At 69.5% G+C, this 26,051-nt stretch carries 24 protein-coding genes; 9 read left to right on the top strand and 15 right to left on the bottom strand.

The annotated features are described in order from the left end of the window. Positions 1-8: 8 nt before the first annotated feature. Complete coding sequence (locus tag NO878_RS00340; RefSeq protein WP_256403979.1) at positions 9-632, bottom strand: GNAT family N-acetyltransferase; 624 nt, start codon at positions 630-632, stop codon at positions 9-11. A gap of 56 nt (positions 633-688) precedes the next feature. Here NO878_RS00340 and NO878_RS00335 point away from each other — a divergent pair, with 56 nt between their 5' ends. Further along, positions 689-1,327 carry a class I SAM-dependent methyltransferase gene (locus NO878_RS00335; protein ID WP_256403978.1) on the top strand — a complete coding sequence of 213 codons (639 nt, stop codon included), beginning with the start codon at positions 689-691 and terminating at the stop codon, positions 1,325-1,327. A gap of 21 nt (positions 1,328-1,348) precedes the next feature. Then, complete coding sequence (locus NO878_RS00330; protein WP_256403977.1) at positions 1,349-1,768, top strand: DUF3054 domain-containing protein; 420 nt, start codon at positions 1,349-1,351, stop codon at positions 1,766-1,768. Between the two features lie 44 nt (positions 1,769-1,812). On the opposite strand, the gene NO878_RS00325 is transcribed toward NO878_RS00330, so the two are convergent. Beyond that, positions 1,813-3,063 carry an MFS transporter gene (locus tag NO878_RS00325; protein ID WP_256405439.1) on the bottom strand — a complete coding sequence of 417 codons (1,251 nt, stop codon included), beginning with the start codon at positions 3,061-3,063 and terminating at the stop codon, positions 1,813-1,815. Positions 3,064-3,248: 185 nt separating this feature from the next. On the opposite strand from NO878_RS00325, the gene NO878_RS00320 reads away from it, so the two are divergent. Continuing rightward, positions 3,249-4,250 (top strand): ornithine cyclodeaminase family protein, encoded by a 1,002-nt coding sequence (locus NO878_RS00320; RefSeq protein WP_256403976.1) that lies wholly within the window; start codon positions 3,249-3,251, stop codon positions 4,248-4,250. Here the strand turns inward: NO878_RS00320 and NO878_RS00315 are convergent, their stop codons facing one another. The 4 genes from NO878_RS00315 to NO878_RS00300 all read right to left on the bottom strand — a co-directional run bounded on the left by NO878_RS00315 (position 4,251) and on the right by NO878_RS00300 (position 10,241). Beyond that, positions 4,251-4,427 (bottom strand): hypothetical protein, encoded by a 177-nt coding sequence (locus tag NO878_RS00315; RefSeq protein ID WP_256403975.1) that lies wholly within the window; start codon positions 4,425-4,427, stop codon positions 4,251-4,253. Further along, a complete protein-coding gene (locus tag NO878_RS00310) occupies positions 4,424-5,491 on the bottom strand; it encodes an mRNA surveillance protein pelota (protein ID WP_256403974.1) in 1,068 nt (355 codons plus the stop codon). The genes NO878_RS00315 and NO878_RS00310 overlap by 4 nt, the downstream gene beginning before the upstream one ends. A gap of 303 nt (positions 5,492-5,794) precedes the next feature. Continuing rightward, complete coding sequence (gene rqcH, locus NO878_RS00305) at positions 5,795-7,897, bottom strand: ribosome rescue protein RqcH (protein ID WP_256403973.1); 2,103 nt, start codon at positions 7,895-7,897, stop codon at positions 5,795-5,797. Between the two features lie 61 nt (positions 7,898-7,958). Continuing rightward, a complete protein-coding gene (locus tag NO878_RS00300; protein WP_256403972.1) occupies positions 7,959-10,241 on the bottom strand; it encodes a nitric-oxide reductase large subunit in 2,283 nt (760 codons plus the stop codon). A 175-nt stretch (positions 10,242-10,416) separates the two neighbouring features. On the opposite strand from NO878_RS00300, the gene NO878_RS00295 reads away from it, so the two are divergent. The 3 genes from NO878_RS00295 (at position 10,417) to NO878_RS00285 (ending at position 13,825) form a co-directional block, all read left to right on the top strand. Then, complete coding sequence (locus tag NO878_RS00295) at positions 10,417-12,135, top strand: DNA mismatch repair protein (protein ID WP_256403971.1); 1,719 nt, start codon at positions 10,417-10,419, stop codon at positions 12,133-12,135. Between the two features lie 78 nt (positions 12,136-12,213). Further along, positions 12,214-13,599, top strand: a complete 1,386-nt coding sequence (locus NO878_RS00290; RefSeq protein ID WP_256403970.1) for a CRTAC1 family protein — start codon at positions 12,214-12,216, stop codon at positions 13,597-13,599. 28 nt (positions 13,600-13,627) lie between these two features. Next, on the top strand, positions 13,628-13,825 hold the full coding sequence (locus NO878_RS00285; RefSeq protein ID WP_256403969.1) for a DUF7576 family protein: 198 nt from the start codon (positions 13,628-13,630) through the stop codon (positions 13,823-13,825). 46 nt (positions 13,826-13,871) lie between these two features. Here NO878_RS00285 and NO878_RS00280 read toward each other — a convergent pair whose 3' ends face one another. From NO878_RS00280 to NO878_RS00260, 5 genes are all read right to left on the bottom strand, one after another. Further along, entirely contained in the window at positions 13,872-16,220 is a 2,349-nt protein-coding gene (locus NO878_RS00280; protein WP_256403968.1) for an ATP-dependent DNA helicase, read from the bottom strand. A gap of 69 nt (positions 16,221-16,289) precedes the next feature. Continuing rightward, on the bottom strand, positions 16,290-16,673 hold the full coding sequence (locus NO878_RS00275) for a DUF5658 family protein (RefSeq protein WP_256403967.1): 384 nt from the start codon (positions 16,671-16,673) through the stop codon (positions 16,290-16,292). Positions 16,674-16,712: 39 nt separating this feature from the next. Continuing rightward, positions 16,713-18,425 (bottom strand): S8 family serine peptidase, encoded by a 1,713-nt coding sequence (locus NO878_RS00270; protein ID WP_256403966.1) that lies wholly within the window; start codon positions 18,423-18,425, stop codon positions 16,713-16,715. A 6-nt stretch (positions 18,426-18,431) separates the two neighbouring features. Further along, positions 18,432-19,040: an ArsR/SmtB family transcription factor gene (locus NO878_RS00265; RefSeq protein ID WP_256403965.1), complete on the bottom strand. Its 609-nt coding sequence runs from the start codon at positions 19,038-19,040 to the stop codon at positions 18,432-18,434. Between the two features lie 50 nt (positions 19,041-19,090). Further along, complete coding sequence (locus tag NO878_RS00260) at positions 19,091-20,275, bottom strand: MFS transporter (protein WP_256403964.1); 1,185 nt, start codon at positions 20,273-20,275, stop codon at positions 19,091-19,093. An 82-nt stretch (positions 20,276-20,357) separates the two neighbouring features. Between NO878_RS00260 and NO878_RS00255 the strand changes: the two genes are divergently transcribed. Both NO878_RS00255 and moaC read left to right on the top strand, forming a co-directional pair. Beyond that, the gene (locus tag NO878_RS00255) at positions 20,358-21,797 is read left to right on the top strand and encodes an NAD(P)H-hydrate dehydratase (RefSeq protein ID WP_256403963.1); all 1,440 of its coding nucleotides are present in this window, start codon (positions 20,358-20,360) and stop codon (positions 21,795-21,797) included. Next, positions 21,790-22,284: a cyclic pyranopterin monophosphate synthase MoaC gene (gene moaC, locus NO878_RS00250; protein WP_256403962.1), complete on the top strand. Its 495-nt coding sequence runs from the start codon at positions 21,790-21,792 to the stop codon at positions 22,282-22,284. The genes NO878_RS00255 and moaC overlap by 8 nt, the downstream gene beginning before the upstream one ends. A gap of 46 nt (positions 22,285-22,330) precedes the next feature. On the opposite strand, the gene hflX is transcribed toward moaC, so the two are convergent. Then, a complete protein-coding gene (gene hflX / locus NO878_RS00245) occupies positions 22,331-23,626 on the bottom strand; it encodes a GTPase HflX (protein ID WP_256403961.1) in 1,296 nt (431 codons plus the stop codon). 132 nt (positions 23,627-23,758) lie between these two features. On the opposite strand from hflX, the gene NO878_RS00240 reads away from it, so the two are divergent. Further along, the gene (locus NO878_RS00240) at positions 23,759-24,097 is read left to right on the top strand and encodes an FUN14 domain-containing protein (protein ID WP_256403960.1); all 339 of its coding nucleotides are present in this window, start codon (positions 23,759-23,761) and stop codon (positions 24,095-24,097) included. Positions 24,098-24,128: 31 nt separating this feature from the next. On the opposite strand, the gene NO878_RS00235 is transcribed toward NO878_RS00240, so the two are convergent. The 3 genes from NO878_RS00235 to NO878_RS00225 form a co-directional block, all read right to left on the bottom strand. Further along, positions 24,129-24,854, bottom strand: coding sequence for a ribosome assembly factor SBDS (locus NO878_RS00235; RefSeq protein WP_256403959.1), 726 nt, complete (start codon positions 24,852-24,854; stop codon positions 24,129-24,131). A 91-nt stretch (positions 24,855-24,945) separates the two neighbouring features. Further along, on the bottom strand, positions 24,946-25,284 hold the full coding sequence (trxA, locus tag NO878_RS00230; RefSeq protein ID WP_256403958.1) for a thioredoxin: 339 nt from the start codon (positions 25,282-25,284) through the stop codon (positions 24,946-24,948). A gap of 65 nt (positions 25,285-25,349) precedes the next feature. Then, positions 25,350-26,027, bottom strand: coding sequence for a 2,5-diamino-6-(ribosylamino)-4(3H)-pyrimidinone 5'-phosphate reductase (locus tag NO878_RS00225; protein ID WP_256403957.1), 678 nt, complete (start codon positions 26,025-26,027; stop codon positions 25,350-25,352). Between the last annotated feature and the right edge of the window lie 24 nt (positions 26,028-26,051).

Raw genomic sequence — 26,051 nt, 5'->3', positions numbered from 1 at the left:
GTGGGCTTTCAACGTCCGGGTTCGCGCCCGGTGTCGACCCGCTGGCCGTCGGCGTCGACCCCGGCCGGCGCGCGCACGAGCGGCGGCGGGTCGCCCCCGAGCCAGTCGTCGAGGCGGGCCGCCAACCCCTCACCCAGTTCCCGGCCACGAAACCGGGCCAGCCCCGCTCGATACCGCTCTGGGTCCCGGTCGGCGGGGGTGGCCGCGGGCCGCTCACAGACGAGTTCCGCCAGCCCCGTCTCCCGGCCGACGAAGGCGAAGCCGGCGCGGGCGGCCGCCCGGTAGGCCGCAGGGTTGTTGACGGCGATACGGACCCGGTCGTAGCCCCGCGCGTCGGCACGGGCGGCGACGAAGGCGAGGAGTCGGGCGCCGATTCCCTCGCCGTGCCGGTCGTCGCGAACGGTCACGTAGCGGACGACGAGGCAATCGGCGTCGGTGCGGTCGGCGCCGAACGACGCCGCCGCGAGGATATCACGGTCGAACTCGTCGGCGGCCGCGGGCTGGCGGTCGGAGCGGCGGACGACCGCTGTCCCGGTCGAGCCACGGACGAACTTGCCCGCGTAGGCGAACCGGCGGTAGTCGAGGCGGAGCGTCGGGGCGTCCGGCGGCCACCCGAGGAGGGCAAACTCCATACGGGTCGTAGACCCGCGCCCCCGAAACCTTTGGCGCTCGGCGGTCGACCCAACCCATGCACGGTCCGGGAGACGTCGACTTCTTCGACCGCGTCGCGCGGCTCTACGACCGACTCGCACCCGAGACGGACCCGGAGCCGCTCTGGTCGGGGCTGGCGCGGGCGGATCGCCCCGTCGAGCGGGTACTGGATCTGGCCGGCGGCACCGGCCGGGCCGCGCGGGCGGTGAGTCGGCCGGGAGCCGAGGGGTGGCGCCCCCCGACGGCCATCGTCGTCGACGCCTCGCGGGCCATGCTCGATAGGGCGGGCCGGCGCGGGTCGGCGGCCGTGTGCGGCGACGCCGGACGCCTCCCGCTCCGTGGCAACGAGGCGGGTGAGTCCCACGAGACGAACGGTAGCGTCGTCGACGCCGTCGTCGTCCTCGACGCGCTGCATCACCTCCCCGACCCGGACGCCGCGCTCGCGGAGGCGGCGCGGGTCCTCCGGCCGGGCGGGGTCCTGGTGATCCGGGAGTTCGACCCCGAGACGATCCGGGGGCGGGCCTTGGTCGCGGCCGAGCGAGCCGTCGGCTTCGACTCGACGTTTCGAGGGCCGGCGGCGACGGCGGACGCCGTCGCAGCCGCGGGACTGGCCCCGTCGGTCCTCGACCGCGGGTTCGCGTTCACCGTCGTCGGCAAAAAGCGAGGGAGCCATTAGGCATCAGTCGCAAGCGCGGATATGGCAAACGCAGTCGCGGCCTTCTTCGACCGTCGTCTCGACGGCCGTGCGACCCCGCTCGCGGTCGGCGACCTGCTCGTCGTCGCCGCCGTCTTCAGCGCGGGCACGGTCCACCACAACGGCATGGCGTTCGTCCTCGGGAACCCGGGTTATCTCCTGAGCACCATCGCACCCTTCGTGGTCGGGTGGATTGTCGCGGCGCCGCTGCTCGGGGCGTACGCTCCCGGGGCCGCCGAGTCGGCGAAGGCCGCCGTCCCGCTGGCGCTTCGCTCGTGGCTGGTCGCCGACGCTATCGCGCTGGGTATCCGCGCGACGCCGCTCGCCCACGGTGGCGTCCAGTTGTCGTTCGTCGCCGTCTCGCTAGTGACCGGCCTTGTCGGTCTGGGACTCTGGCGGACACTCTTTTTCAAACTCCGGTAGGCAACGAGCGCCGTCGAGGGCGGACGGCCCCGTGACGGCCGCAGTCAGTCCCGAACGATGAGATAGACCGCGGCGGCCGAGGCGACGAGCGCGAAGCCCGCGAGGACGCCGAACAGCGCCGTGGCGTCGGCGTACGTCAGGACCGCCCCGGCGACGGCGCCACCCAACGCACCGACGCCGAAGGACCCGAGATACGTGTATCCGTAGGAGAGTCCACGCGTACCGGAAGGGGTGTAGTCGGCGACGGCGGCTTGGTAGAGCGGCTGGGCGGCGAAGAGCGTAATCCCGAACACCGTGCCGAGGGCAAAGAGGGGGCCGATCCCGAGTTCCGCTACGGGCAGGAACGAGAGCGCGAGGACGGCGAGGAGGCCGAAGACGCCGGCGATGCCGTACTCCGGTGGGACCCGGTCGGTGAGTTTGCCGCCGAGATACTGTCCGGCGACGCCCACGAGCAACAGCCCCGCGTAGAAGTACCGCTCCGGCTTGAGCGTGCGCCCCGACCCCGCCTCGACGCCGGGGACGAACGCGGCGAGCGGGATCGGCTCGAACCCGGGAAGCCCCTCCAGCAGATTCGGCAGGAAGGTCAACACCCCGCGGTAGAACAGGCCGTTGGCGATGACGATCAGGAAGACGATGACGAACGCGCCGGCAAAGAGGAGTTTGGACTCGGTGACGAACTGAGAGAGCGAGTCGACCCCGCCCTGCGTTCGAGGCTCGCCGCCGTCGGTTCCGACTCCGTCGACCGCGGCCGTCTCGTCGAACTCCGCGCGGAGGGCATAGAGTCCGGCGAGGATGGCCGGGACGGCAAGCACCGTCGCCACCGTCGTCCAGTCGAAGACGAGGAGGAGGATCGCCGCCAACAGCGGCCCGAGGCCGATGCCCACGTTACCGGCCGCGCCGTGGTAGGCAAAGCCCGTTCCCCGATCCTCCATCCCCTTGCTGATGAGCGTCAGGCCAGCCGGGTGGTAGACACTCGCCGCAAGCCCCCACAACAGGAGGGAAATCGCCACGACGACGAGATCGGGAGCGACGCCGAGGAGGAAAAACGAACCGCCCATGCCGAACAGGCAAGCGGCGATGAGCCGTCGGGACCCGAACCGGTCGACGAGGATACCACCCGGAAGCGCCCCGACGCCGAACAGTCCGTAGCCGGCGGTGACGACAAGTCCCAACGTCGCTTGGGTGACGCCGACTTCGACCCCCGCGATAGCGATTACCTCGAACTCGGCGAGCCAGATAGTCACGAAAATCGGGATGGAAAGTTCGTACGTGTGGACCATCCCGTGGGCCAACATCAACAATCCCACAATCGACCGATCGTTCCCGTTCACACTCGACGAAACGACGCGGACGTTCTTAATTCCTGCTAGGTATGCCGACGAAAGTTAATCATCGTCGGTGTGATACGCGCTCGCGGCGGGCGCCGTTGGCGACGGTCGTCGGCCGACAGTATAACTACGCGCACGCACTGTGGGGCGGTATGACCGACACGCTGTTCCTGTCGAGCGAGGACGTCGCGGAGTTGGCGACCCCGGCGGAGTACGTCGACGCCGTGCGCGAGGGGTACCGTCAGCGCGGCGAGGGAGCGCCGGCCGAACCCCGCACCGCCCTGTACAACGAGGAGCCACCGGGGCTGTTTACCTCCTATACGGCCGTGCTCCCCGAAACCGGGGTGATGGGCGGCTACGTGTACGGCGCGGGGTTCGGTGCGGGCGACGCCTGGTTCGTCACGCCGCTGTTCGACGCCGACTCGGGCGAACCGCTGGCGCTACTCGACGGCGCGAGCATGAACCCGTTCAAGACCGGCGCCGCGGGCGCCGTCGGCGTCGACGCCCTCGCCCGTCCGGACGCGTCGACGATGGCGGTCATCGGCGCCGGCGCGCAGGCCCGGGGGCAGTTACGCGCCGCTGCGACCGTCCGCGACCTCGAAACCGTGTGGGTGTACTCGCCGACAAAGGAGAGCCGCGAGGAGTTCGCGGGCGAGATGGATCGAGCGCTCGACGCCAGTGTCGCCGCCGTCTCCTCCAGCGATGCGGCCGTCGAGGGTGCCGACGTGGTCGTCACGGCGACGAGCGCGTCGGCGCCGGTCTTCGACGGGAACCGCCTCGACCCGGGGACTCACGTCACCGCCATGGGCCAGTACCACCCCGAGAAGCGAGAACTCGACGACACGACGGTCGCGCGCTCGACGTACGTGATCGACCTCCAAGGACGGCTCACGCAGGACGCCGGCTCCTACATGGGCGCCGTCGAGTCCGGCGCGGTCGAAGCCGACCACTGCCACGGCGAACTCGGGTCAGTCGTCGCCGGCGAGCAACCGGGGCGACCCGACGAGGAGGCGATCACCGTCTTCGACAGCGGCGGGACGGGTATCGAAACCGTTGCCGCCGCCGCGATGCTCTACGAGAAGGCCATCGAGGCGGACCTTGGCGAGACGATATCGTTCGCGCCGGCCAGCGAGGCGCTGACCGGGCGAGAGTAGTCAGGACGGCCAGGCGAGGATCGTGCCGCCGACGAGACAGCATACCGCCACGACGCCCAACGTCATCAGCGTCTCCACCCCGATAACGCCGGATACGACGGCGACCGCGCTCCCGACGAACAGGAGGGTCGCGAGGCCGAGAAACGCCTGTCCGGCGAGCCGTGCGCGCTTTGTCATTCCAGCCGGTAGCGCAACAGTGCCGCGATCCCACCGAGATTCTTCAGTCGCTGGCCGGGATCGAACTCGCCGGAGAAGACGACCACGTCGCCGCCCTGTTGCTCGACGGACGTGATGACCTCGTCGGCGTCGATATCCCAGTCGCCGCGGCCGCCGCGCTCCTCGCGCAGGCGGTCGTCGAGGACGAGCAACGTCTCGACGGCGCCGTACTCGGCGGCCTCGGCGGTCGCCTCCGGCCCGTAGGTCGCCTTCTCACCCGTCGCCATCCGCTCGGTCAACTCGTCGATGAGTTCCGCCTCGCGGGCGATACGCGTCTCGTCCTGGACGTCCTCGACCGCCCCCCGTTTGAGCACTTCGTGGACGCCACGGTCGCCAACGCCCGAGGTGTCGACGGTCGTCGTTTTCTCCGCTACCTCGGCGAACTCGTCGTCGAAGTGATCCAGCGCGTCGCCCTTGGTGAACCCCGGCCCCGCGAGGATGACGGCGTCGGGATCGAGATGCGAGAGCGCCTCGCCCAGTTCGTGGAACAGTTCCGACCGCGGACGGGCGTACTCCCCCTTGCCCGTCGGCCGGGTGAAGGAGGCGTACTCCTCGGTGCCGTACTGGGCGACAGTGTGGACGTGGGCCTCGCCCTCCTCGACGGTGGCGATGGCGACGTCGGGGTTCTCGGCGGCCGCTTCGGCCTCCTCGATCCGCTCCATCTGGTCCGGCTTGAAGTACTTTTCAATCGTCAGCTCGTCGTGTTCCTCGACGTTCAGCGTGTGGTGGTGGCCGAGTTGGTCCTCCCGGGAACAGCCGACGATGACGCCGCCGACCCGGAGTCGGTTGGCGAAGCGGGCGAACTCCACGTCCTCTACCTCCAGCGTGACGTGGATGTGTTCGCGTTCACCGCCGGTGTCGCGCATCTGGTCGTCGTCCCGCTGGATGCGTCGGCTGGTGTCTCCATCCACGTCGTCGCCAGGTTCGAGGACGTATGACAGGTGCCAGAGGTCGTCGACGTTCTCCGGAACGACCGTCAGCCGGGTGCGTCCCTCCTCGCCGCGACCACGGCTCTGGATTCGCATACCGGAGGGATGCCGTCCACGGCCACATAGCTTGCCATTCCGGCCGCTCGGACCGCCAGCCGCTTCGCCCCCGTCTCGCCGTCGGCGCCCGCAGAACGCTGCCCGGATAGCCCGCGACGGGGGTGGCCGACACCACGAGGGCGCCGAGGAGCGTGGGAAAGCCGCCGCTCACGACCGGTTTGATCCGGCCGTCGCTCGGTCGCCGAGGGGTTCGGTGATCGTGGGACTCCGAGTCAACGGGCCGTTCCAGGTTGGTCACCGCTACGGCGCCGGCCGTAGTAGTACAGATGTTTGAGCTGACGCTTACTCCTCGACGATGTCGCTCCCGCCCGGCGGCAGGAACTCCTGCACCCGGTCCGGACTCGCCACCTTCCGCACGAACGACTCGTCGGCGAAGCGCTCCTTGAGCCGCCGGTAACACCGCTTGGCGGCGTCGTTCTGGGCGAACTTGCCCGGTTCGAGACGGAGCGTCGTCTCGGCGCGCGGTTCGACCGCCGTCGGCGGGCCGCCGATCACCCGCGTCTCGGGTTCACACTGGATGCCGACGGCGACGCTCGCGGACACGTCTCGGAAGTAGGTGCGGTCGCCGCGGATGACGAACCCGCCTTTCTCGATATATTCGCCGCTCTCGGGAGTCTTCGACACCTGATCGGGGTCGACCATGTAGGCGTCGCCCGCGAAGCGGCCGTCCTTCCACACCGAGGAGTAAGCGACGGCGAACTGGGCGGCCTCCTGCAGACTGGCATCGGGAAAGTCTACCTCGCGGCCCTTCTCGCTCGGCCCCGTCGCCTTCAGGATTGTCACCGGCCCGCCGTGGGCCTGCGCGTGGAAGAAGCGGTCGTTGCCGTCCATGTACTTTTTCACCAGCGCCTCGTTCTCGTCGGCGTTGCGCCCGCCGATGACGAGAAAGTCGTCGCTCGTGTGGAACCACCGGAACTCCTCGTACCAGTGTTCGGGCTGTTTGATCGGGACCGAGGACATCGACCGCCAGTCCACGTCGCGGTCCTCGTCGTCCCCGTCCGCGTCGTCGTCGTCGTCGCCGTCGTCGGCCTCCCACTCCTCGCGCCGGCGCTCGACCGCCGCCAGTTCCTCGCGTGTGTTCTCGATGGCCGCCAGCGCGCCCTCCTTTTTCTCCTCGACCCGCTTGGCCTCGGTGTAGCGCCGGTCGGCGTTCTTCTCGACGCCCATAGCGGGATCGACGGGGACGACGACCCCGTCGAGGTCGACCGTCACCTCGCCCTCGGCGGGGTCGACGTCCGTGACGGCCTCGGCGGCCGGGATGCCGCGTTCGGCACCCTCCGCGAGGGTTTCCTCGATCTCGTCCCACGGGACGCTCTCCTCGCGCGCCGCCCGGACCGTCGAGATGACCTCGTCGACGAGGTCGTAGTGGGCATACAGCGCCTCGGCGCGCTCGCGTTCGGCCGCCGCCTGTTCGTCGAACCCCTCGATAGCACCCTCCTGCTGTTCGATGATACGCTGCTGTTTGGCGATTTCGGCCTCGAAGTCCGGGCGCTCGGTGCCCGTCGTCTCCTCCTCGGGGTCGCGCTCCAGCCGGTAGAAGTAGTCGTCGAGGGCGGCGTTGAACGAGTCGAAGCCCTCGGCCGACAGCTCCGCCCGCTCTTCGAGGGGGAGGGGTGTCACGTCGACGACGCGGTCGTCTTCGAGGTAGACGCGCGGATCGAAGTCGCCGTCTCGCAGCCGGTCGGCCATCCGACCGATGGCGTCGTAGAGCGCCTCGTACTCGGCCTCGCCGGCGTCGGCGATGTCGAGATCCTTCGCGACGCCCGCGCGTGAACAGATTTCCTCGCCGTAGAGTCCACCGAAGTTGAGCTGTGTCGCCAGAGTGCGGACCACGTCGGTGTCGGAGTCCTCCATCTGTCGGACGAAGGCGTCGTAGCCGACCGTCAGGGGGTCGATCCGCGAGTCCGGGAAGCCGTACTGCGAGCCGGGAGCGACCGTCCGGGATTTCAGACGCACCGTCTCTAGGCTCCGAACCACCTCGCCCGTCTCGTCGAGGACGGCGACGTTGCCCTGGCCGAACAGTTCGGCGACGACGGTCGTGTTCTCGTCGTCGCGCTCGAACTCGAAGCGCAGGATGCGGTCGAACTCGTACTGCTCGACGCCGGCGAAGTCGGCGCCGCTCAAGCGATTTCGCAACATCATCGCGAAGTTCGGCGGCCGCCCCGGCGCGTCCGCGACGTTGTCGGGGTCGGCGACGTGGGCCCGCTTGACGTCACCCACCTCGATCAGCAGTTCGACGCGGCCGCGGTCGAAATCCCGCATCCGAAACCGCAGGAGGTCGTCGTCGTAGAGGTAGACCTTGTCGACTTTCGCCCCCTCGTAGCGCCCGAGTTCCGCCACGAGGGCCGCAAGGTCGACGCTGGTCAGTTCCCGCTTCGCGTCCATACCCCTTCTTTCCCGGCCGGGCCGAAAAGGCGTGTCGTTGTCGCGGCGACGCCCGACCGGGTCAGTCGTCGCTCAACACGCCCTCGGCGACGGCCATGTCGTCCACGTCCGGGTCGTCCTCCGAGGCCCGGAGGACGAACCGCTTGCGGACGATGTCCGCGGCGTAGATGGCCGTTCCGAGGATGATGAGCGTGTCCCCGGGGAGGCGCGCCCAGAATAGGGTCTGGACGATCGGCTGGTTGTAGAACGCGAGACTCCGGCCGACGGCGTAGCTCCCGGTGAACACGGCCTCCAGTTGCAGGAAGCCGACGGGCAGGACGGAGACAAAGACCATCAGCGTCAGGCCGACGTTCCAACACCAGAACGACGCTCGGAGCCAGGAGCCGTCCCAGCGCTTCGGGTCGATGGATAGCTGGAGCATGTACGCGACCATGCCGAGCGCGAGAAAGCCGAAGGCGCCGAACATGGCGGCGTGGGCGTGGCCGACCGTGAGGTAGGTGCCGTGCTCGTAGTAGTTGATCAGTGGGAGATTGATGAAAAAGCCGAGCACGCCGGCACCGACGAAGTTCCAGACCCCGCTGGCGATGATGAACATAAATGGGATCTTGTAGGGGAAGCCGCCGCTTTCGGACATCGCCCCGTACTGGCCGAGTGCCTCGTAGAGGATGAACACCAGCGGGATGAGCTCGAGCGTCGAGAAGACGCTACCGATGGGCACCCACATATCGGGCATGCCGACCCACCAGTAGTGGTGGGAGACGCCAATGACGCCGGTGCTCATCACCAGCAGTGCCTGAAGCATGACGGCCTTCTCGGCGCTCCGCCGCCGGAGCAGGTTCATCGACACCAGCGTCAGGCCGACGATGGCGACGATGAAGAATTCGAAGGCGCCCTCGACCCACATGTGGACGACCCACCAGCGCCAGAACTCGGTGACCGCGATGTTGGTCTCGGGGGTGAAAAAGAAGCCGGCGGTAAAGAGCAGGGCGATGGAGCCACCGGCATAGAGGATCATGTGTGCCAGCCCGTAGACCGGTTCGCGGTCGAGCAGGGGCTTCAGTCCACGAACCGCGAGGACAGCCCAGAGGCCGAAGCCGGCCAGCAGGCCGAACTGCCAGACTTTGCCGACCTCGAGGTACTCCAGGCCCTCGTTGCCGAGGAGCCACCAGAGGTCACCGAGATAGCCGTTCGCCCCGAGCCAGATGCCGCCGAGGCCGCCGACGGTGACTACGATCACCGCAGCCAGCAGGCCGTTGATGTACGTCGACTGGTTGTTCGGCTCGTGGCCGGTCAACAGCGGCGGGAGATACAGCCCGGCGCCGAGCCACGTGGCGGCAATCCAGAGGATGCCGAGGTCGATGTGCCACGTCTTCGCAATCGAAAAGGGAAGGATCTGGAGGATGGGGACGCCGAATAGCTGCTCGATCCCGAAGAAGCCGGCCCGCTCGATGTAGAAGTGTGCGAGCAGGCCACCGAGCAACACCTGTGCGAGAAAGAGACCAGCGGCGACGGGGACGAAACGAAGCGCCGAGCGCTGGCTGGGGAAGACGCTCACGTCACCGGGTTCGGGCACCGAGAGTCCCTCGGCGGACGGCTCGGGGAGCCGAACCGAGCGGTAGAGCCAGATACCGAAGCCAGCCCCGGCGACCAGCAACACCATCGCGATGACACTCCAGGTCATCGCGGCGCCGGTGGCGTCGTTGCCCGCCCCGGGCGCGTACGGCCACTCGTTGGTGTAGGAGTGGTCACCGTCCGGACGGTCGGTGTGAGAGAACCACGCCGTCCACATCGCGAAGTCGGCGAACTGGCGGGCGTCCGCCTCGCTGTCGATCATGCCCTCGGGGACGCCGCGTTCGTGGCTCCCCTCGTGGTAGCGCTCGACGTACACCTCGCGGACCTCCTGATGGGCGTACAGCTCCGCCGCCGAGTACTCGATATTTCCGCCGTCGTACTGGCCGTCGAGGTCTTCCTTGACCACCTCGTCGACAGCCGCCCGTTCACCGGTCGGCAGGTCGTCGTACGCGGTGTCGTACCGCTCTTGGGCGTAGTACGACCGCATGTACGTGGTCTTCAACTCCAGGGCATCGGCGGTGTAGTCCTCGCCGTAGTACGCCCCGTTGCCGAGGATCGATCCGTGATTCATCAGCCCGTGTTGCTGGAACGCCTCCTTGCCGTCCCTGATTCCATCGCCGGTGACCACCGTCTCGCCGTCGGGACCGACGACCTGATCCGGAATGGGTGGTGCCTCGTGATACGCGAACCAGGCCCCGGCGCCCATGACGACGAGGTTGAACACGAACGCCACGGCGATCACCTTCGCGATTGTCTTTCGGGTGAGCCTCATGGGTCGACGTGGGAGACGCGACTCCTTGAACCGAAACCAGATTCCCGACCCTCGGGGCACCCCTCGAAGATGTTCGGCTCGCGGAGGTGGAATATCGGGGACCCTCTTGGCCCGCGGAACGGGCAGGGCGGGGAACCGGGAGTGACTATAACCCTCCGGCGACACTGGCCCCAGTATGCGACTGGAGGATTACTGGGGGGTGGGACCGAAGACGAGCGAGCGCCTCCGCGAGGCGCTCGGGGAGGAAGCCGCCGTCGACGCCATCGAGTCCGCGGACGTGCGCGCGCTGACCGACGCGGGGATCACACGCGGTCGGGCGACGCGCATCCTCAGGCGCGCGAACGATCAGGCCGGGATGGACGCGCTCGCCACCCGCGACGCGCGCGAGGTGTACGACGACCTGCTCGAACTGGCAAGCGGGTACGCGCTCACCCGGCACGCGGCCGACCGGCTCCGCGTGTTGACGCCACTCTCCGCACGCGAGGCAATCGAGGCGCGACTCGACGCCGTCGACGACGCCCGCGAGGCCTGGACCGCCCTCGACGATGCGGGGCGGGCGGCGGTGGTCGAGGCCTTCGACGCCTACGACGCCGCCGCCGGAAGCGAGCGGGCCGCCGTCGACGCCGCGCTCTCGCTCCGGGGGGCGGGCCTCGACGGCACCGCCTTCGACGCCCTCGGCGCGGTCGATCCCGACGCCTTGCGGGAGGCGGCCGACGCGCTCGGCTACGTGACCGCCGACGGGGTCGCCGCCGGCGCCGACGACCGCCTCGACGACCTCCGGGCCCGCCTCGACGACGCCCGCGCCCTCGAAAACGATGCCTTCGACGTGCTCGAACGGGTCCGCGAGACGGGTGTCCGCGACCTGGCGGACTTCCAGCGAGCCTTCGCCGACTACGTCGACCGCGAGACGAGTCTCTCGCGGTCGGCCATCGAGGAGGCCGCACCCGCGGAGGCCCACGACGCCGCCGACTTCGTGAGTACGGCGCTCCGGGCGCTCGTCGACGACCTCGAACGGCGGGCGACCGAGCGCGAACGCGAAATCGAGGACGACCTTCGGGCGGCGGTCGCCGACGCCCGCGAGGACGTCGACCGGGTACTCGCCGCCGTCGACGACGTGGCCGTCGACCTCTCGCTGGCCCGCTTCGCCGAGGCACACGGCCTCGTCCGGCCGATCCTCGGGGGCGACCGCCTCGCCGTCGAGGGGGCGCGCAACCTCTTTCTCGACGACCCCGACCCCGTGACCTACGCGGTCGGGAACCACGACCTGTCGCCCCCGACCGGCGACCGCGTGGCGGTGCTGACCGGCGCCAACAGCGGCGGGAAGACGACGCTGCTGGAGACCTGTTGTGCCGTCGCGCTCTTGGCCGCGATGGGGCTGCCGGTGCCCGCCGACCGCGCCGAAGTCGGGGGCTTCGACGCCGTCGTCTTCCACCGCCGACACGCGAGCTTCAACGCGGGCGTGCTGGAGTCGACGCTGAAGTCCATCGTCCCGCCGCTGACCGACGACGGGCGAACGCTGATGCTCGTCGACGAGTTCGAGGCAATCACGGAGCCGGGGCGGGCCGCCGACCTGCTGAACGGGCTGGTCGACCTCACCGTCGAGCGAGGCGCCCTCGGCGTCTACGTCACCCACCTCGCGGACGACCTGAGTCCACTCCCCGAGGCCGCCCGGGTCGACGGCATCTTCGCCGAGGGGCTGACGGGTGACTTGGAGCTACGGGTGGATTATCAGCCCCGCTTTGGCACCGTCGGCAAGTCTACGCCCGAGTTCATCGTCTCGCGACTCGTCGCCGACGCCGGCGACCGGCGGGAACGCCAAGGGTTCGAACACCTCGCGGCCGCCGTCGGCGAGGAGGCGGTCCAGCGCACCCTCGCCGAAGCGTGGGAGGAGTGATCCCCCCGGAGACCGACAGATGGGCGCCGATCCCTCGCGGAGCGTGCGACTCTTAACCCCGCGCCCTTTGGGAGGGGTATGTTCGAGGACCGTTCGGGCCTATTCGCCGACAACCCGCCCTTTCGGGGCTACGGCGCAGCCGTCACTCCCGGGTCGGACGGTCCTCTTGTCTTCGTCGCCGGGTTCGGCAACGCCAACCGCGTCCTCCGGTTTGAGGACGGTAGCGTCGTCAACGCCGCCTGTGGCGTCCTCGCCGACGATGGCCGCCACGCCATCGGCGTCGCCGCGGCCGACCTCGACGCCGACGGCCGAGAGGAGGTGTACGTCCACAACGTCGCCGCCTTCGGCGGCACCTCCGCCGAGGCGGACCTCCTCCTCGATCCGGAGGGCGAGGGCTACCGGTGGCGTGACCTCTTCGCCGATCCGGTGAATCAGGGTCGGGCGAACTATCGCGTGGGGCGCTCGGTCGCCGCCGTCGACCGCCTCGGAACTGGTCGCTACGGCCTCTTTGTCACCGGCTACGGCGCTCCCGCGCGCTTCTACGAGGTGGGCGACGACGGCGGGATCACTGACCTCGCCGACGCGGTCGGCCTAGACGTCGTCACCGGCGGCCGGTCGGTCGCCACCGGCCCAATCCTCTCGGAACGGACGGACGTGTTCGTCGGCGCCGAACGAGGGCCGAACCTGCTCCTGCGGAACGTCGGCGGGAAGTACGTCGACGTGGCTCGGGAGTACGGCGTCGCCGACCCCGACGAGAACGCCCGTGGGGCGGCGCTCGTGACGCCCGACGGCGCCCTGACTCCCGGTATCGTCTGTGGCAACTGGAACGGCGCGAACCGACTGTTCGCGCGCGATGACGATCACTTTCAGGACGGCGCGCCGTCGGCGCTCGCGCGCCCGGCACGGGTCCGTACCGTCGTCGCCGCCGACTTCGACAACGACCGGCGGACGGAACTGTTCGTCAACTGTCTGGGCGCGCCGAACCGCCTGCTGACCTACGGCGACGACGGCTGGACACAGACGAACGTGGGCGATGCCCTCGAACCCGAAGGGATGGGCACCGGCGCCGCCGTCGCCGACTTAGACGGCGACGGTACCCTGGAACTGCTCGTGGTTCGTGGCGAGGCCGAGGCACAGCCGCTCTCGCTGTACAGCGCCCCCAACGACGGCGGGTGGCTCCGGGTGGTGCCACAGACGCCGGCCGGCGCCCCGGCGCGTGGCGCCCGGGTGACACTCCGAACCGACGCCGGCCGACAGACTCGAATCGTCGACGGCGGGAGTGGCTACCTCTGTCAGATGGAACCCGTCGCCCACTTCGGCCTCGGGTCGGCGACGCCGCAGGCGGTCACGGTGCGCTGGCCCGGTGGCCGCGAGCGGACGATCACGGACCCGCCGGCGCGGGCGACGATCCAGCCGTCTCACCCCCGGTCGCCGTCGCTCGCCGACCGAGGTAGCGGGATTTAAGATGGGGTCCCCGTTACTGACTGGAAACATGATCGACCCCACGTCCGACATCGGCGAGGACGTCGACGAGAGCGACGCGCCGACCTGTCACACCTGCGGCAAAAAGATCGTTACAGAGCCGGAGCACCGCGTCGTCTCGTGGATCGCCAACGGCTCGGCCGAACACCTCCACTTCTGTGACGACGAGTGCCGCGAGGGTTGGAGCGGGCGCCGACCGGAGCGCTGAGCGGGCGCGGATCTCCCAGCGTGGGGACGGCCGCCCCCACGCCGGGTCACTCTCTTGTCGCCTCGAACCGATCCAGCCCCAGCGACAGCATATCCGGGCTTACCGGCTGGAACTCCGCCTGCTCCCACGCCGGCATGTAGTCCCGGACGCCGTTCCACCGGTCGCGCGCGTAGCGCTCGTCGACGAACACCCGAACACCCCGCTCTTCGGGGCCGCGGATAACGCGACCGACCGCCTGCCGGGCTTTCCGGACCGCGGGCACCGTCAGCGCCGTCTCGAAGCCGTCACGGCCGTCGCCGTCCCCGCCGAACGCCCGGTCGTACGCCGTCACGACCGCCCGGGTCCGCGGCCGTGTCGTATCGACCAACGGGACGCCACACACCACCGCCGCGTGCAGGCGGTCGCCCCGGTAGTCGACGCCCTCGGTGAGCGTCCCCCGGAGACTGGTGACGAGCGTCTTTCCCTCGCCCGCGAAGAAGTCCGCCTTCAGGTCCTCGGTCGCCCCGTCGTCGCTGGATTCGTCGAGCAAGACCGGCGAGTCGAGGCGGTCGTCGAGGCGGCCGGCCATCCACTCGGCTTCGGCGTAGTTCGGCATCCCCACGAGGACGTTCCCGCCGCGTCCGGCCACCTCGGCGACGGCGTCGACGTACACCCGCCGCGTCTCGGTGTCGTCGCCGACGGTGCCGCGATTCTCGTACGTGTAAGCCGGTGCGTCCACCGCGAAGCTCTCGCGGTTCTCGCGCGGGAAATCGAGGCCGTAGGTCCGCTCGACGACCGGGCGGCCGTCGTCGGCGAGGCGGTCGAGACCCGTCACCGTCCGGAAGACATCGAGTGGTTCGAGCGTCGCCGACATCAACACGCCGCCGCCGAAGTCGTCGAGGCGGTCGGCGATGGCGTCGCCGGGAACGCAGTTGTGCAGCGATAGCCGGGCGTTGTAGGCCCGGCGCCACGAGTCGCCGGGTTCGGCCTCGTTCCACGTCCGCGAGAGATCGACCGACCGGAAAAAGCGGGTGTGGTCTGCGCGATACCACGCGCCGAGGACTCGACCGACCGTCGGCGCCGCCCGCTCTCGGTCGGCCTCCTCCAGTTCGTTCAGGACCCGTGCGACGACGGCGCCGACCGCCTCGGCGCGCACCCACACGTCGTCGCCGTACGCCCCGTCGGCCCACTCGGTGAGCGCGTCCGGTCCCGGGCGCTCGGGGTCCCGGAGCGGAATCTCGTCGTCGTCGAGGTCACGCATCGACGCGCGCCACCCCGGACGCTCCCGGTCGAGGTGGGCGCTGACCTGCCGGTCGAGTTCCTCGCGCAGGTCGCGCACGAACGACCGCGTCGCCTTCAGTTCCGCGAGGCTCACGTCCGTCTCCTCGAGTTCGCCACGGACGAGGTCCGCGTCCCGTTGGGCGGCACCTGACCCCGAATCGTCGAACTCGACCGGCTGGATCACCCGGGTAAGCTCCGCCTCGGCGTCTCGGAGGGTGGCGTCGCCCACCCCGTCGCTCACCAAATCGCGCACCCGAGGTTCGAGCATGTGGGCCTCGTCACAGATCACGAACGTCGACTCGTCGAGGAGGGCGCCGGTGAACGAGCCAACCGTCCGCGGGTCGAAGGCATGATAGTAGTTACCGATAGTCACCTCGACGTGGGGGAGAAGCGCCCCGAGGATCGAATGCGGACAGGTACCGTGCCCCGCCGACAGGGCGACGAGATCGTCGGTATCGAGCAGTCCACGGTCCGCGAAGTCGAAGGGGACGGCCTCGACCGGGTCGCCGTCCTCCGGGAGGTCGTCCAGGAATCTGGCGTAGAAAGGGCAGTACTCCGTGTCGCCGTACTCGGCGGTATCCGGCGGATACGGCGTCGGCTCGCCGGCCGTCTCCAGAGCGGTGGCGGTCGATCCGCTTCCCGTATCGAGCACTCCGGTCTGGGCGCGGCGGGCGTCGTCGACGAGCGCCGCGGCTGTCGTCTGCCCATCGCTTCCCGTCAGGTTTCGCGTTCGCTCACGGAGTCCCTCACACCGGTCGTAGACGGTCGAGTCGTCGACGCCAGCGACGCGTTCCCGGCTGTACGGACAGACGTCGGCTTTGCCGACCAGCGTCAGCGCCGAGACGGGGCGCCAGTCCGCGGGGAGCGCGTCGTTGATCGTCCGGACGTCCGCCTCGAACTGGCGGAGTTGCTGTTTGACGCTCGTGAGGACGGCCACCCGCTCGAACGGGGAGTCGGGGTCGCGAACCCGGTCGATGCCCGCCGTCAGTGCGAGCATCGTCTTCCCCGTCCCGCAGGCTCCCTCGATGACGGCGAACCCACCCTTGTCGGCCGCCTCGATAGCCGTCTCGATGCCGTCGGCCTGGTCCGGGTACGGCTCCTCGTGGCCGAACACGTCGCGCCACGTCTCGCCCATGTATCCAGACGCTGGCGGCGTCTCCGGATAAAAAGCTCGGCTCGTGCCGTCGCCGTTGGGCCGACGACCTCAAAGCAGGCTGCGACCCAACACGATCACCGCGAGATTGTTGGCGAAGACGCCGAGACCGACGGCGACGAGAGTGCCCAGCCACCCCTCGATCAGGAGCGCGAAGTAGTAGTCGGCCGGCGACGGCGTTCGTCGCAGGCGACCGACGAGCAGGCGGAAACAGCCGGTGACAAGCACCACGACGACGAGGTGGGCACCGATCACGACGAGCGTTGGCCGGTCGATCAACCACCGCATCAGCGGGTTGGCCTCGGCGCCGTGGCCGACGACCCGCGCCGCCGCGAGCGTCGTCAGCAGGTCGACCGCGAGCAGGAGAAAGAGCGCGACGGCGATCCAATCCCAGTACTCCTCGATCTGGGACTCGGAGATCTGTCGGCGGGTCACCACCGGCCCCCGAAACAGGCCGTCAACCGACGGGGTGAGCTATCCGACACTAGCCTGCCCACCGTCGTCCCCGGCGCCGGCACGGCGTCGGTCGCCGTCGTCCGTCGTCCCCGTCCGGTCGTCGCGTGCTTGGTCGTCCCTGCCGGCCTCGCTTCGGTCGGTGTCGTTGCCGGCCTCCTCACGGCCGCCAGCCTCGCTCCCGTTGGTATCGCTGCCGGATTGCCCGGCGTCCGAGCGTTCGTCCGCGCTTCCGTTCGCATTCTCCTCGTCGTCCGCCTCCGACCCGACGGGACGCACGCCGCCGTCGTCGCGGGTGGTGTTGCTGGTGCCGTCGTCGGATCGGTTCCGCGCCGGCCACTCCGTCGACGCGGTGGCACCCGCCGCGCGGTCGGTCGTCGCGGTGGCCGAGTCGTCGACGCCGGCGTCAGTTTCCGGATCGCCGATGCCGGCAGTACCGGCCGGGTCGTCGGGGCTACGCGTCGCCTCGACGGCCGCGAGAGCGTCGATGGACCCGCCGTCGCCGTCGGCGGTGCGTTCGAGGATGGCCTCGACGCGTTCCGGCGAGGGGTCGTTGCCGCCGGACGCCATCAGCGCCGCGGTGCCGGCGACGTAGGGAGCGGCGGCCGACGTCCCGTCGAGGTCGGCAGTTTGCGTGCCGGCGTCCGCCGGCGCGAGCAGATCCACGGTGCCGTTCTCGGAGAGGGAACTGTACGCCGTCCGCTCGCCGTTCGCGGCCGCGCCGACGGCGACGACCTGTTCGCTCGTCGCGGGCGCGACCATGCTTCCGTGGGCGGTGGCGTGTTCGAGTTCGTGGTGGGCGGCGAACACCTGCACGCGACCGGGAGCGGCGACGGGGTCGGCGGCGTAGACGGCGAGATAGTACCGTCCCTGGGGGACTGCGACGTCGATGCCCTCGACGGTCATCCCCGGGCTGGCGTCGTCGGCCGCCGACTTCGCCACGACGCGGTCGGGAGCGTTCGGGAGGCGGCGGTAGAGATAGAGGTCGTAGTCGGCGGCGGACGCCCAGCGCAGGCGAGCGGTGACGCGCCCTCGAACGCGCGCGCCGTCCGCGAGGTGGTTGGCCGCGTCGTCTTCGGCGAAGCTGACCCAGCCGTCGGCGGTGCCCGTTCCGGCCCAGTGACGGTCGGCGTAGTTGCCCGCCGAAGTGACGAAGACCACGCCCTCGGCCGCCGCCGCCTCCGCGGCGGCGGTGATCTGTCCGCCGTCACCGGCGACGCTCGGGAAGTAGCTCCCGGAGTCGACGACGACGTCGACCCCCTGGTCGGTCAGCCACTCGACGGCGGCCGCGTACTCCGCGGGCGTCGGCGTCCGCCCCACGCCCGCGAGATAGAGGTCGGCCGACGGCGCCGTCTCGGAGACCACCTCGGCGACGGCGGTGTCGTGGGCCGTCGACCCCGGACCACCGCCGACCTGCCGACGCGCGACGACGTGGGGCGCGAGGACGCGACTGCCCGTCTCGAAGCCGCGACCGATGACACCCACCTGGACGTTCGACCCCGTGAGGCCACGCTCGTGGACCGCGTCGGCACGCACCGACCGGAGCGCGTCGGCCGTCGCCCCGGCGCTCGACGGATGCCGCTGGACGGCCGAGCCGATTGTCGGTCCGACGTCGCCGTCCGAGGTGGCTGCCGTCGCCTCGTCTCCGGCGACCGAAGATGGAACCGGCTGTGCGAACGCGAGCACCACCACGAACGCGAGGAGGGCGATACGCGCTGTGGAGGCATCGAACATGGCAGATCAGGGACGGTAGTAGTCCCAGACGACGAGCAGCGAGAGGACGAGAAGGCCGCCAGCGAGGAAGGCAACCCCCGGCGGGACGAGACCGAGAAGCGGTCCACCGGCGCTCCCGACGCTGTCGCCGACGCGAGGCGCCGTCCCGGGGCCGCCGAGGTCGACGACGCCGGTGCCGAACGCTCGCTGGACCGCAAGCGCCCCCACCGCGATGACGGCGAGGGCGCCCACGAACCGCTCCAGTGAGTCGAGAAAGCGCTCTTTGTTTTCCTCCGCGCCCACGCAGACGACCAGCGAGTCCTGGGTGGGGGCGTACACCTTCATCTCGCGCCCCTTCACCGAGTATCGCGTGTCGGCCACCTCGACCAACCCGGCCTCTTCGAGGTTCCCGAGGTGGTGCCGGACGTTCTGGAGGGAGGTCGACACCGTCTCGGCGAGTTCCGACGCGGTCGCAGGGCGCTCTTCTAGGGCGGTCAGGATCGAACGGGCCGTCTCGGACGAAATCGAGCCGATGAGGTCTTCGGCGTCGTCGTCCGTCAGGGACAGCACGCGGAGCTCACCATCGCCCTCCGCACTCACGTCCCCGTCCGTCTGTGACGGTAACAGCCCTGACATCACATCTTCGGTTACTAATCCAGGGTAAAAACGCTTCGCCAGAATCTCATTCAGTAATCTGTTTGATACGTCCGGTCGTCGGCCGTCGTCGGGAGAGTACCGCGGAGATGGAGGACGGCGAGACAGGCAAGCAGGGCGAGGAGGCCGCCGGCGAAGCCACGGAAGATGGCGTCGAACGGGTAGAGTTCGCCCAGCGCGCCGACGACACCGCTCCCGGTGGCCTGGACGACGAGCGCCAACCCGCCGTAGACGGCGTAGGCGCTCCCTCGGTTGTCCGACACCGTGCCGAGGACGTAGGCGTCGAGGGCCGGAAAGAGGCTGTGGGCGACGAGACCGAGGACGATACTCACGGCCACGAGGGCAGCCGTCGACTCGGCAAGGGTCAGTGCCACGACGCCGACGGCGACGCCGCCGCCGAGCGTCAGGATGTACGGGACGTGTGGGAGGCGGTCGGCGAGGCTGCCGCCGAGCCAGAACGCCGGCAATCCGGCGGCGAAGACCACTGTCAGCAGCGTCCCCGCACGACCGGGGGCCAGTTCCTTGACCGTGACGAGATACGTGACATAGAAGTTGAACACGCCCTGCCAGACAAAGCCCGTGCCGCCGATCAACACGACGGCCGCGAGGATGACCCGCCAGTGTCCCAGTGCGGCGACGAAGTCGTGGTCCGCCCCTTTGGGCACCCCGCCGTCACGCCGGCGGGCCACGACGAGAAAGAGAAGCGTCAGCGCCACACCGAGCGCCGCCAGCAACCAGAAGACGGCCCGCCAGGATTCGGCAGCCACGAGGGCGACGGTGAGCGTCGGCGCGACGACTGCCGCCGCCTGCGCCGCGGTGCCGTGAATCCCGGCCGCCCGTCCGATGGCGTCGGGGTAGAGGTCGCCGATGAGCGGGACGGCCGCGGCGTAGTACGCGCCGGAGGCGACGCCGATGGCGAAGGCGCCAGCTTGGAGGAGCGGGAGGGAGGTGGTCGTGGCGGTCAGCGCCGACGCGACGGTCAGGAGGACACCCGCACCGAGGACGATACGTCCGCGGGCCACCCGCGTGACGAGATAGCCGACCGGAACCCGGGGGACGGCGGTGCCGACCCAGACGAGCGTCGTCACGAGACCGACCGCTCCCGTGCCGACCGTGAACGTGGTCCGAAACGTCTCCAGGAGGGGGGCGAAGGCCACCCGGCCGAAGTTGGCACAGAACACCAGCCCACAGAGCGTGCCGAAGAGCCGACGTGTCACGGTCGCCCTTCGACCAGGCGGGGCACAAGCGTTGCGCTCCGCGTGGCGAATAGTATAACGGCCGGCGGAGCGAAACCGGGATATGATCACCGCAGACCGGATGGCGGCCGTCGACGAGAACGCGGCCGCCCTCGGGGTTCCGCGCAAACAGTTGATGGAGTCGAGCGGGAACGCCGTCGCGAGGGTGGTCCAGCGGGTGGCCGACCCCGGCGCCGCCGTCGCCCTCGTCTGTGGCCGTGGCAACAACGGCGGCGACGCCTTCGTCGCCGCCCGCTTTCTCGACGGCGACGACGTGACCGTCCATCTGCTCGGCCGCCCCGAGAGCATCGGCACCGATATCGCCCGCGAGAACTGGGCGGCGTTGACCGCCGCCGACTACGAGACGCGGGTCGTCCGCGACTCCCGGTCGCTGGCGCTCGACGACCCCGACGTCGTCGTCGACGCCCTCTTGGGGACGGGCGTGACGGGGGCGCCCCGTCAGCCCGAACGCACGGCAGTCGAGGCGATCAACGGGACAGACGCGACGGTCGTCGCCGTCGACGTGCCCTCGGGCGTCGACGCCGACACCGGCGAGGCCGCGGGCGTCGCCGTCGACGCCGACCACGTCGTCACCTTCCACGACGCCAAACCCGGACTGGAGCCTCTCGACGCGACGGTGACCGTCGCCGACATCGGCATCCCCGAGGCGGCCGAACGCTTCACGGGGCCGGGCGACCGCCGCCTGCTCTCCCGGCCGGCCGACGCACACAAGGGTGCGTTCGGCGAGGTGCTCGTCGTCGGCGGCGGCCCCTACACCGGCGCACCGGCGCTCGCGGGGCAGGCGGCGATGCGCGCCGGCGCCGACCTGGTGCGGGTGGCCTGCCCGCAGGCTGTCGCCAGTGAGGTCCAGGGATTCGAGGAGGGGTTGATCGTCCGGCCGTTCGACGGTGACCGACTCCGGATCGACCACCTAGAGCACGTCCAGGAACTCGCCGCCGCCCACGACACCGTCGTCCTCGGCCCGGGTCTCGGCGACCACGAGGCGACGCTCGCGGCGGTGCGGGACTTCCTCGCCGACTACGATGGCCGGGCGGTGGTCGACGCCGACGCCCTCGGGGTCGTCCCCGATGTCGACACCGACGCGACGCTCCTCTGTACGCCCCACCAGGGCGAACTCCGGGGAATGGGCGGCCCAAGTGCCGACGACTGGCGCGACCGACTCGACGCTGTCGCCGACTTCGCGGCCGAGTTGGGCCACACCCTGCTGGTGAAAGGCGCCCACGACGTGATCACCGACGGGGAGCGGGCGCGGGTCAACCGGACGGGCAACCCCGGGATGACCGTCGGCGGCACCGGGGACGTCCTCGCGGGCGCCGCGGGTGCGCTCCTCTCGACACAGCGGCCGGTCGACGCCGGTGCCCTCGCCGCCTACGCCAACGGCCTCGCGGGCGACCGGGTCGTCGACCGCCAGGGGTACGGCCTGCTGGCGAGTGATCTGTTGCCCGAACTCCCGCGGACTCTGTGGGGTGGTGTCGATGCGTGACGACGCCGACGCCGGCGACGACCTGACCCACACCGACGACGACGGCAACGTCCAGATGGTCGACGTCGGCGACAAACCCGACACCGCGCGCCGCGCGGTCGCCGCGGGGGCGATCCACCTCCAGCCCTCGACGGTCGCCGCCATCCGCGACGACGACATCGGGAAAGGGAACGTGCTGGCAACCGCCCGCGTCGGGGCCGTCCAGGCGGTGAAACACACCTGGGAGACGATCCCGATGTGTCACCAGATTCCGATCACGAACGTCGAGACCGACTTCGAGGTCGACGAGGATCGGGTGACGCTGACCGTCACCGTCGAGACGACCGGCAAGACGGGCTGTGAGATGGAGGCGCTGGAGGGCGTGACGACCGGTCTAAACGTCGTCTGGGACATGGTGAAAGCCGCCGAAAAGGACGCCGACGGCGAGTACCCCGACACGGCGATTCGCGACGTGCGGGTGACCGAGAAGACGAAGCGAGAACTGTAGTCGCGGCCGACCCGTTGTCGATCACGAACGGGCGGCGGCGCGCGGCTTACACCGATTCGACGGCCGTGAGGTCGCCCGCCTTTGCGCGGGCGCGTTCGACGACCGACGGCGGTGCCTCGAACTCCAGGGTTAGCTGATCGCCCTCGTAGGCCTCCGTCTCCACGTTGCCGTGGTCGTGCACCCAGGAGACGAGGCTCATGGCGTCGTCCGAAAGCGGGAGGACGAGCCGTTCGAACCGCCAGTCCGGGAGTTCTCGCTCGATCCGGTCGCGGAGTTCGTCGACGCGCTCGCCGGTCAGCCCCGAGACGGCGACGGGATTGGGCGCGAGCGCCGACAGCGCCTCCCGCTTGTCGGCGAACTCGTCGTCGTCGACGCGGTCGACCTTGTTCAACACGGTGACGATGGGGGCCTCGTTGCGCTCGTACAGCGTGTCGTGACAGGTGACGAGTTTCTCGCGCATCTCCTCGATCGATTCGCTGGCGTCGACCACCAGCAAGACGAGGTCGGCGTGGTACACGGAGTCGAGCGTCGACTCGAAGGACTCGACCAGCCAGTGGGGCAGGTCGGAGACGAATCCCACCGTGTCGGTCAGGAGGACGTCCCGACGTCCGGTGTCGGCCCGGCGGGTGGTGGTGCCGAGCGTCGTGAACAGGCGGTCCTCGCTCTCGGCGGTCGTCTGGAGGTCCGGGTGGCGGTCCTCGTTCTCGTCGATGTCGAGCTCCGCGGCCAGCCGGCGCATCAGCGTCGACTTGCCGGCGTTGGTGTAGCCCGCAAGCGCCACCAGATCGAACCCGGACTCGCGGCGCCGTTCCCGCCGCGTCGCCTCCTTGTCGGCGATGGAGTCCAGTTCCCGCTTGATGTCGGCGATCTGGTTTTTGATGTCGCGCTCGCGGCTCTCGTCGTACTCCCCGAGGCCCATGAAGCCGGGGCGTTCGTCCCGCTTTGCGAGGCTGGTTTTCGCCTCCGCCCGCGGGAGTTCGTAGCGAAGCTCCGCGAGTTCGACCTGTAACTGCGCTTTGCGGGTCCGGGCCCGCTGGCCGAAGATGTCGAGGATAAGCGTAAAGCGGTCGACAACCTCGACGCCTTCGGGGAGTTTGCCGCCGATGTTGTAGGTCTGGTATGGCCCGAGGCGGTTGTCGATGATCACCGCCTCGGCGTCCAGTTCGACGGTCAGTGCCGCCAACTCCTCGACTTTCCCCTCGCCGAAGCCGTAGGCGGCGTCTTCCTCCCGGGTCTGTGTGAGTTCGCCGACCACCTCGTGCCCCGCGGCGCGCGCGAGTTCGGTGATCTCGTCGAGATCGGCGTCACCGCGGTCGGCGCGCTTGGCGACGATGGCTCTCATCGGTACGTCCGCCCGTCGGGAGCCGGTTGCGTTCCCTGCACGTTCTACCGGCGAGGTAGGCACTCGAAGCACTTAAACTCCGCTCGCGTCCCACGCCACAAACGACTTAGCCCCGCACGATACACGGGAGGTATGGACGGGCTCCTACACGCCTTACAACTGGGAATCGACCCCCAGCAGTTGGGGATCGAGTTCGGCAGCGGGGCCGTACTCGGGGGGATCATCGGTTTCGCGGCAAAGAAACTCGCCAAGGTCATCGCCCTGATCGTCGGCCTCGAACTCGCCTTGTTCAAGTTCCTCGAATCCCGAGAGATTCTGCGTGTCGACTGGGAGGCGCTCTCGGCTGGCTTGGTGCAGACGAGTGAGGGCGCGACGGCCGGCCCACCGGACTGGGTGTCGACCATCCTCTCGACGCTCTCGGTGTCGGTGGGCTTCACCGGCGGATTCCTGCTGGGATTCCGGCGCGGATAGTCGTCTCGTCGGTGCAGGCGCGCCGACGGAACTACCTGACGTTCAGGTCGTCCTCGTCTTTGACAATCTGCGTCTCGGCCTCACCGCTGGTCACCTCGTTCACCAGGTCGTAGAAGTCGTTTTGCATCCCAGCCGGGAAGGTGAGCACGCCGATCCAGGAGCCGTCGGCCTGCCACTCCTCGCTGTCTAGGTCGCCGAACTCGCGGATCTTCGCCTGAGCGCTTCCGGCCTTGTCGGCGGGCACCTGCACCGCCACGGTCACCTCGGCAAAGCGGATGGGGATGACGGGCCGAAGCGCGTCGAGTGCCTCGTCGACCTGTGTCTCGACACGCTCCATCGGGTCGACCTGGAAGCCAGCCTCCTCTAGCGCCCGCTCGATCCGCTCGGGCGGGTGCGGGGCGTCGTCCATCTGCGGATTGACCGCGTTGCGCGCGATTCGGTTGATCAACTGCTTGCGCTTCTGTTCTTGCATCTCGCGGCGCTGGTCGGCGGTGATCTGGATCTCACCGCGCGTGACCACCTCGGGAATGATCTCCAAGGGGTCGGTCGTGTCAAATACCGTTTCGAGGTCGTTCTCGGCGGGGCGGTCGCCCCGCGAGGCGTTCTCGAAGACGTCCTCGGCGGCGATGACGTCCTCCAGGTCGTCCTCGAACTCGCCGCGCTTGATGGCCAGCGCCGCGTCGGGGTCGATCAGTACCTCGAAGCGCTCGCCGTGGGATTCGAGGCGGGCGGTGACCGCCTCGTCGAGTGAAATCATACGCCGAGGTAGATACTCCGGGGGTATATACTCTCGCCCGACGTGACGAGAGGGCGCGGATGCCGGCAGTCCGGCGGGTGTCGGGCGTCGCTCAGGAGAGGTCGTCGACGATTTCGACCAGGTCGGCCTTGTCCTGGACGCCGATCAGGCGTTCGGCCTGCTCGCCGTTCGCGTAGAACTCGAGGGTGGGGACGCTCCGGATGCCCCGCTCCTGGGCGAGTTCCTGCAGTTCGTCGATGTCGACTTTCAGTACGACCGCGTCCGTCTCGGCGGCGATTTCCTCGACCGTCGGCTCCAGCATCTTACAGGGACCGCACCAGTCGGCGTAGTAGTCGACGAGGATGACGGCGTGATCAGAGACGAGTTCGTTCAGGTGGTCGTCGTCTTCGACGTGGACAGGTTCGGACGTGTCGGCAGTCGACTTGCTCATATCTCCCAGTAGCCACGCGAACCCCTTAACGGTTGAGTCGATCTGGTGTCGCCACGCACGACCGCCTATGGTCGTCCCTCGACGCGATATTGGAGGACGACCCCGTCGTCGACTCGTTCGACATCGACGAGGTCGAGGGCGGGAACGGCCTCGACGAACCCCTCGCCGTCGGCGAGTGTGGGCGCGTCGCGGCCGCCGATGACGATGGATCCGACGAACACACTGAGTTCGTCGACGAGTCCGGCGTCGAACAGCGAAAAGATGAGTTCGCCCCCGCCCTCGGCGAGGAGGCGGTCCACGCCCATCGCTTCGAGTCTCGCGAAGGCGGTGGCGAGGTCGACCCGTTCCGCCCCCGCGGTGATCACCGTGACGTCCGTCCCCGCCTCGCGGAGGGCGTCGAGGCGATCCGTGGGCGCCGCCTCGGAGACGAGCAGGTAGGTGGCGGCGTCGTCGTCGAGCACCGTCGCGTCCGTCGGGGTTCGGGCACGGGAGTCGGCGACGACGCGTGCCGGGTTGGCCGAGCGACCGTTCCGGAGGCGTTCGACTCGTCGGTCCTCCGATTTCACGCCGAGATGTGGGTCGTCTGCGAGGACGGTTCCGACGCCGACGAGGACGCCGTCGGCGGCCGCTCGGAGGCGATCCACGCGGTCGAAATCCGCGTCGCCGGAGATGCGAACCTGTCGGCGCTCCCGGGTCGAAAGCTTCCCGTCGACGCTGGTCGCCGCGTTGACGACGACTTCCATGCCGAACCCTTCGCCCGGCGGCGC

Origin of the sequence: Haloplanus ruber, from assembly GCF_024494725.1 — an archaeon.
Lineage (GTDB): Archaea > Halobacteriota > Halobacteria > Halobacteriales > Haloferacaceae > Haloplanus > Haloplanus ruber.
The sequence above is the reverse complement of the archived record's forward strand: the minus strand, read 5'-3'. Positions and strand labels throughout refer to the sequence as shown.

Excerpts from the sequence above, each read along its gene's own strand:
- trxA (WP_256403958.1), bottom strand. The coding sequence starts at position 25,284 with ATGAGCAAGTCGACTGCCGACACGTCCGAACCTGTCCACGTCGAAGAC.
- NO878_RS00295 (WP_256403971.1), top strand. The coding sequence starts at position 10,417 with ATGCGACTGGAGGATTACTGGGGGGTGGGACCGAAGACGAGCGAGCGC.
- NO878_RS00225 (WP_256403957.1), bottom strand. The coding sequence starts at position 26,027 with ATGGAAGTCGTCGTCAACGCGGCGACCAGCGTCGACGGGAAGCTTTCG.
- NO878_RS00315 (WP_256403975.1), bottom strand. The coding sequence starts at position 4,427 with ATGACAAAGCGCGCACGGCTCGCCGGACAGGCGTTTCTCGGCCTCGCG.
- NO878_RS00290 (WP_256403970.1), top strand. The coding sequence starts at position 12,214 with ATGTTCGAGGACCGTTCGGGCCTATTCGCCGACAACCCGCCCTTTCGG.
- NO878_RS00335 (WP_256403978.1), top strand. The coding sequence starts at position 689 with ATGCACGGTCCGGGAGACGTCGACTTCTTCGACCGCGTCGCGCGGCTC.
- NO878_RS00240 (WP_256403960.1), top strand. The coding sequence starts at position 23,759 with ATGGACGGGCTCCTACACGCCTTACAACTGGGAATCGACCCCCAGCAG.
- NO878_RS00285 (WP_256403969.1), top strand. The coding sequence starts at position 13,628 with ATGATCGACCCCACGTCCGACATCGGCGAGGACGTCGACGAGAGCGAC.
- NO878_RS00265 (WP_256403965.1), bottom strand. The coding sequence starts at position 19,040 with ATGTCAGGGCTGTTACCGTCACAGACGGACGGGGACGTGAGTGCGGAG.
- NO878_RS00325 (WP_256405439.1), bottom strand. The coding sequence starts at position 3,063 with ATGTTGGCCCACGGGATGGTCCACACGTACGAACTTTCCATCCCGATT.
- NO878_RS00300 (WP_256403972.1), bottom strand. The coding sequence starts at position 10,241 with ATGAGGCTCACCCGAAAGACAATCGCGAAGGTGATCGCCGTGGCGTTC.
- NO878_RS00255 (WP_256403963.1), top strand. The coding sequence starts at position 20,358 with ATGATCACCGCAGACCGGATGGCGGCCGTCGACGAGAACGCGGCCGCC.
- rqcH (WP_256403973.1), bottom strand. The coding sequence starts at position 7,897 with ATGGACGCGAAGCGGGAACTGACCAGCGTCGACCTTGCGGCCCTCGTG.
- NO878_RS00280 (WP_256403968.1), bottom strand. The coding sequence starts at position 16,220 with ATGGGCGAGACGTGGCGCGACGTGTTCGGCCACGAGGAGCCGTACCCG.
- NO878_RS00340 (WP_256403979.1), bottom strand. The coding sequence starts at position 632 with ATGGAGTTTGCCCTCCTCGGGTGGCCGCCGGACGCCCCGACGCTCCGC.
- hflX (WP_256403961.1), bottom strand. The coding sequence starts at position 23,626 with ATGAGAGCCATCGTCGCCAAGCGCGCCGACCGCGGTGACGCCGATCTC.
- NO878_RS00320 (WP_256403976.1), top strand. The coding sequence starts at position 3,249 with ATGACCGACACGCTGTTCCTGTCGAGCGAGGACGTCGCGGAGTTGGCG.
- NO878_RS00270 (WP_256403966.1), bottom strand. The coding sequence starts at position 18,425 with ATGTTCGATGCCTCCACAGCGCGTATCGCCCTCCTCGCGTTCGTGGTG.
- NO878_RS00310 (WP_256403974.1), bottom strand. The coding sequence starts at position 5,491 with ATGCGAATCCAGAGCCGTGGTCGCGGCGAGGAGGGACGCACCCGGCTG.
- NO878_RS00330 (WP_256403977.1), top strand. The coding sequence starts at position 1,349 with ATGGCAAACGCAGTCGCGGCCTTCTTCGACCGTCGTCTCGACGGCCGT.
- NO878_RS00235 (WP_256403959.1), bottom strand. The coding sequence starts at position 24,854 with ATGATTTCACTCGACGAGGCGGTCACCGCCCGCCTCGAATCCCACGGC.
- moaC (WP_256403962.1), top strand. The coding sequence starts at position 21,790 with ATGCGTGACGACGCCGACGCCGGCGACGACCTGACCCACACCGACGAC.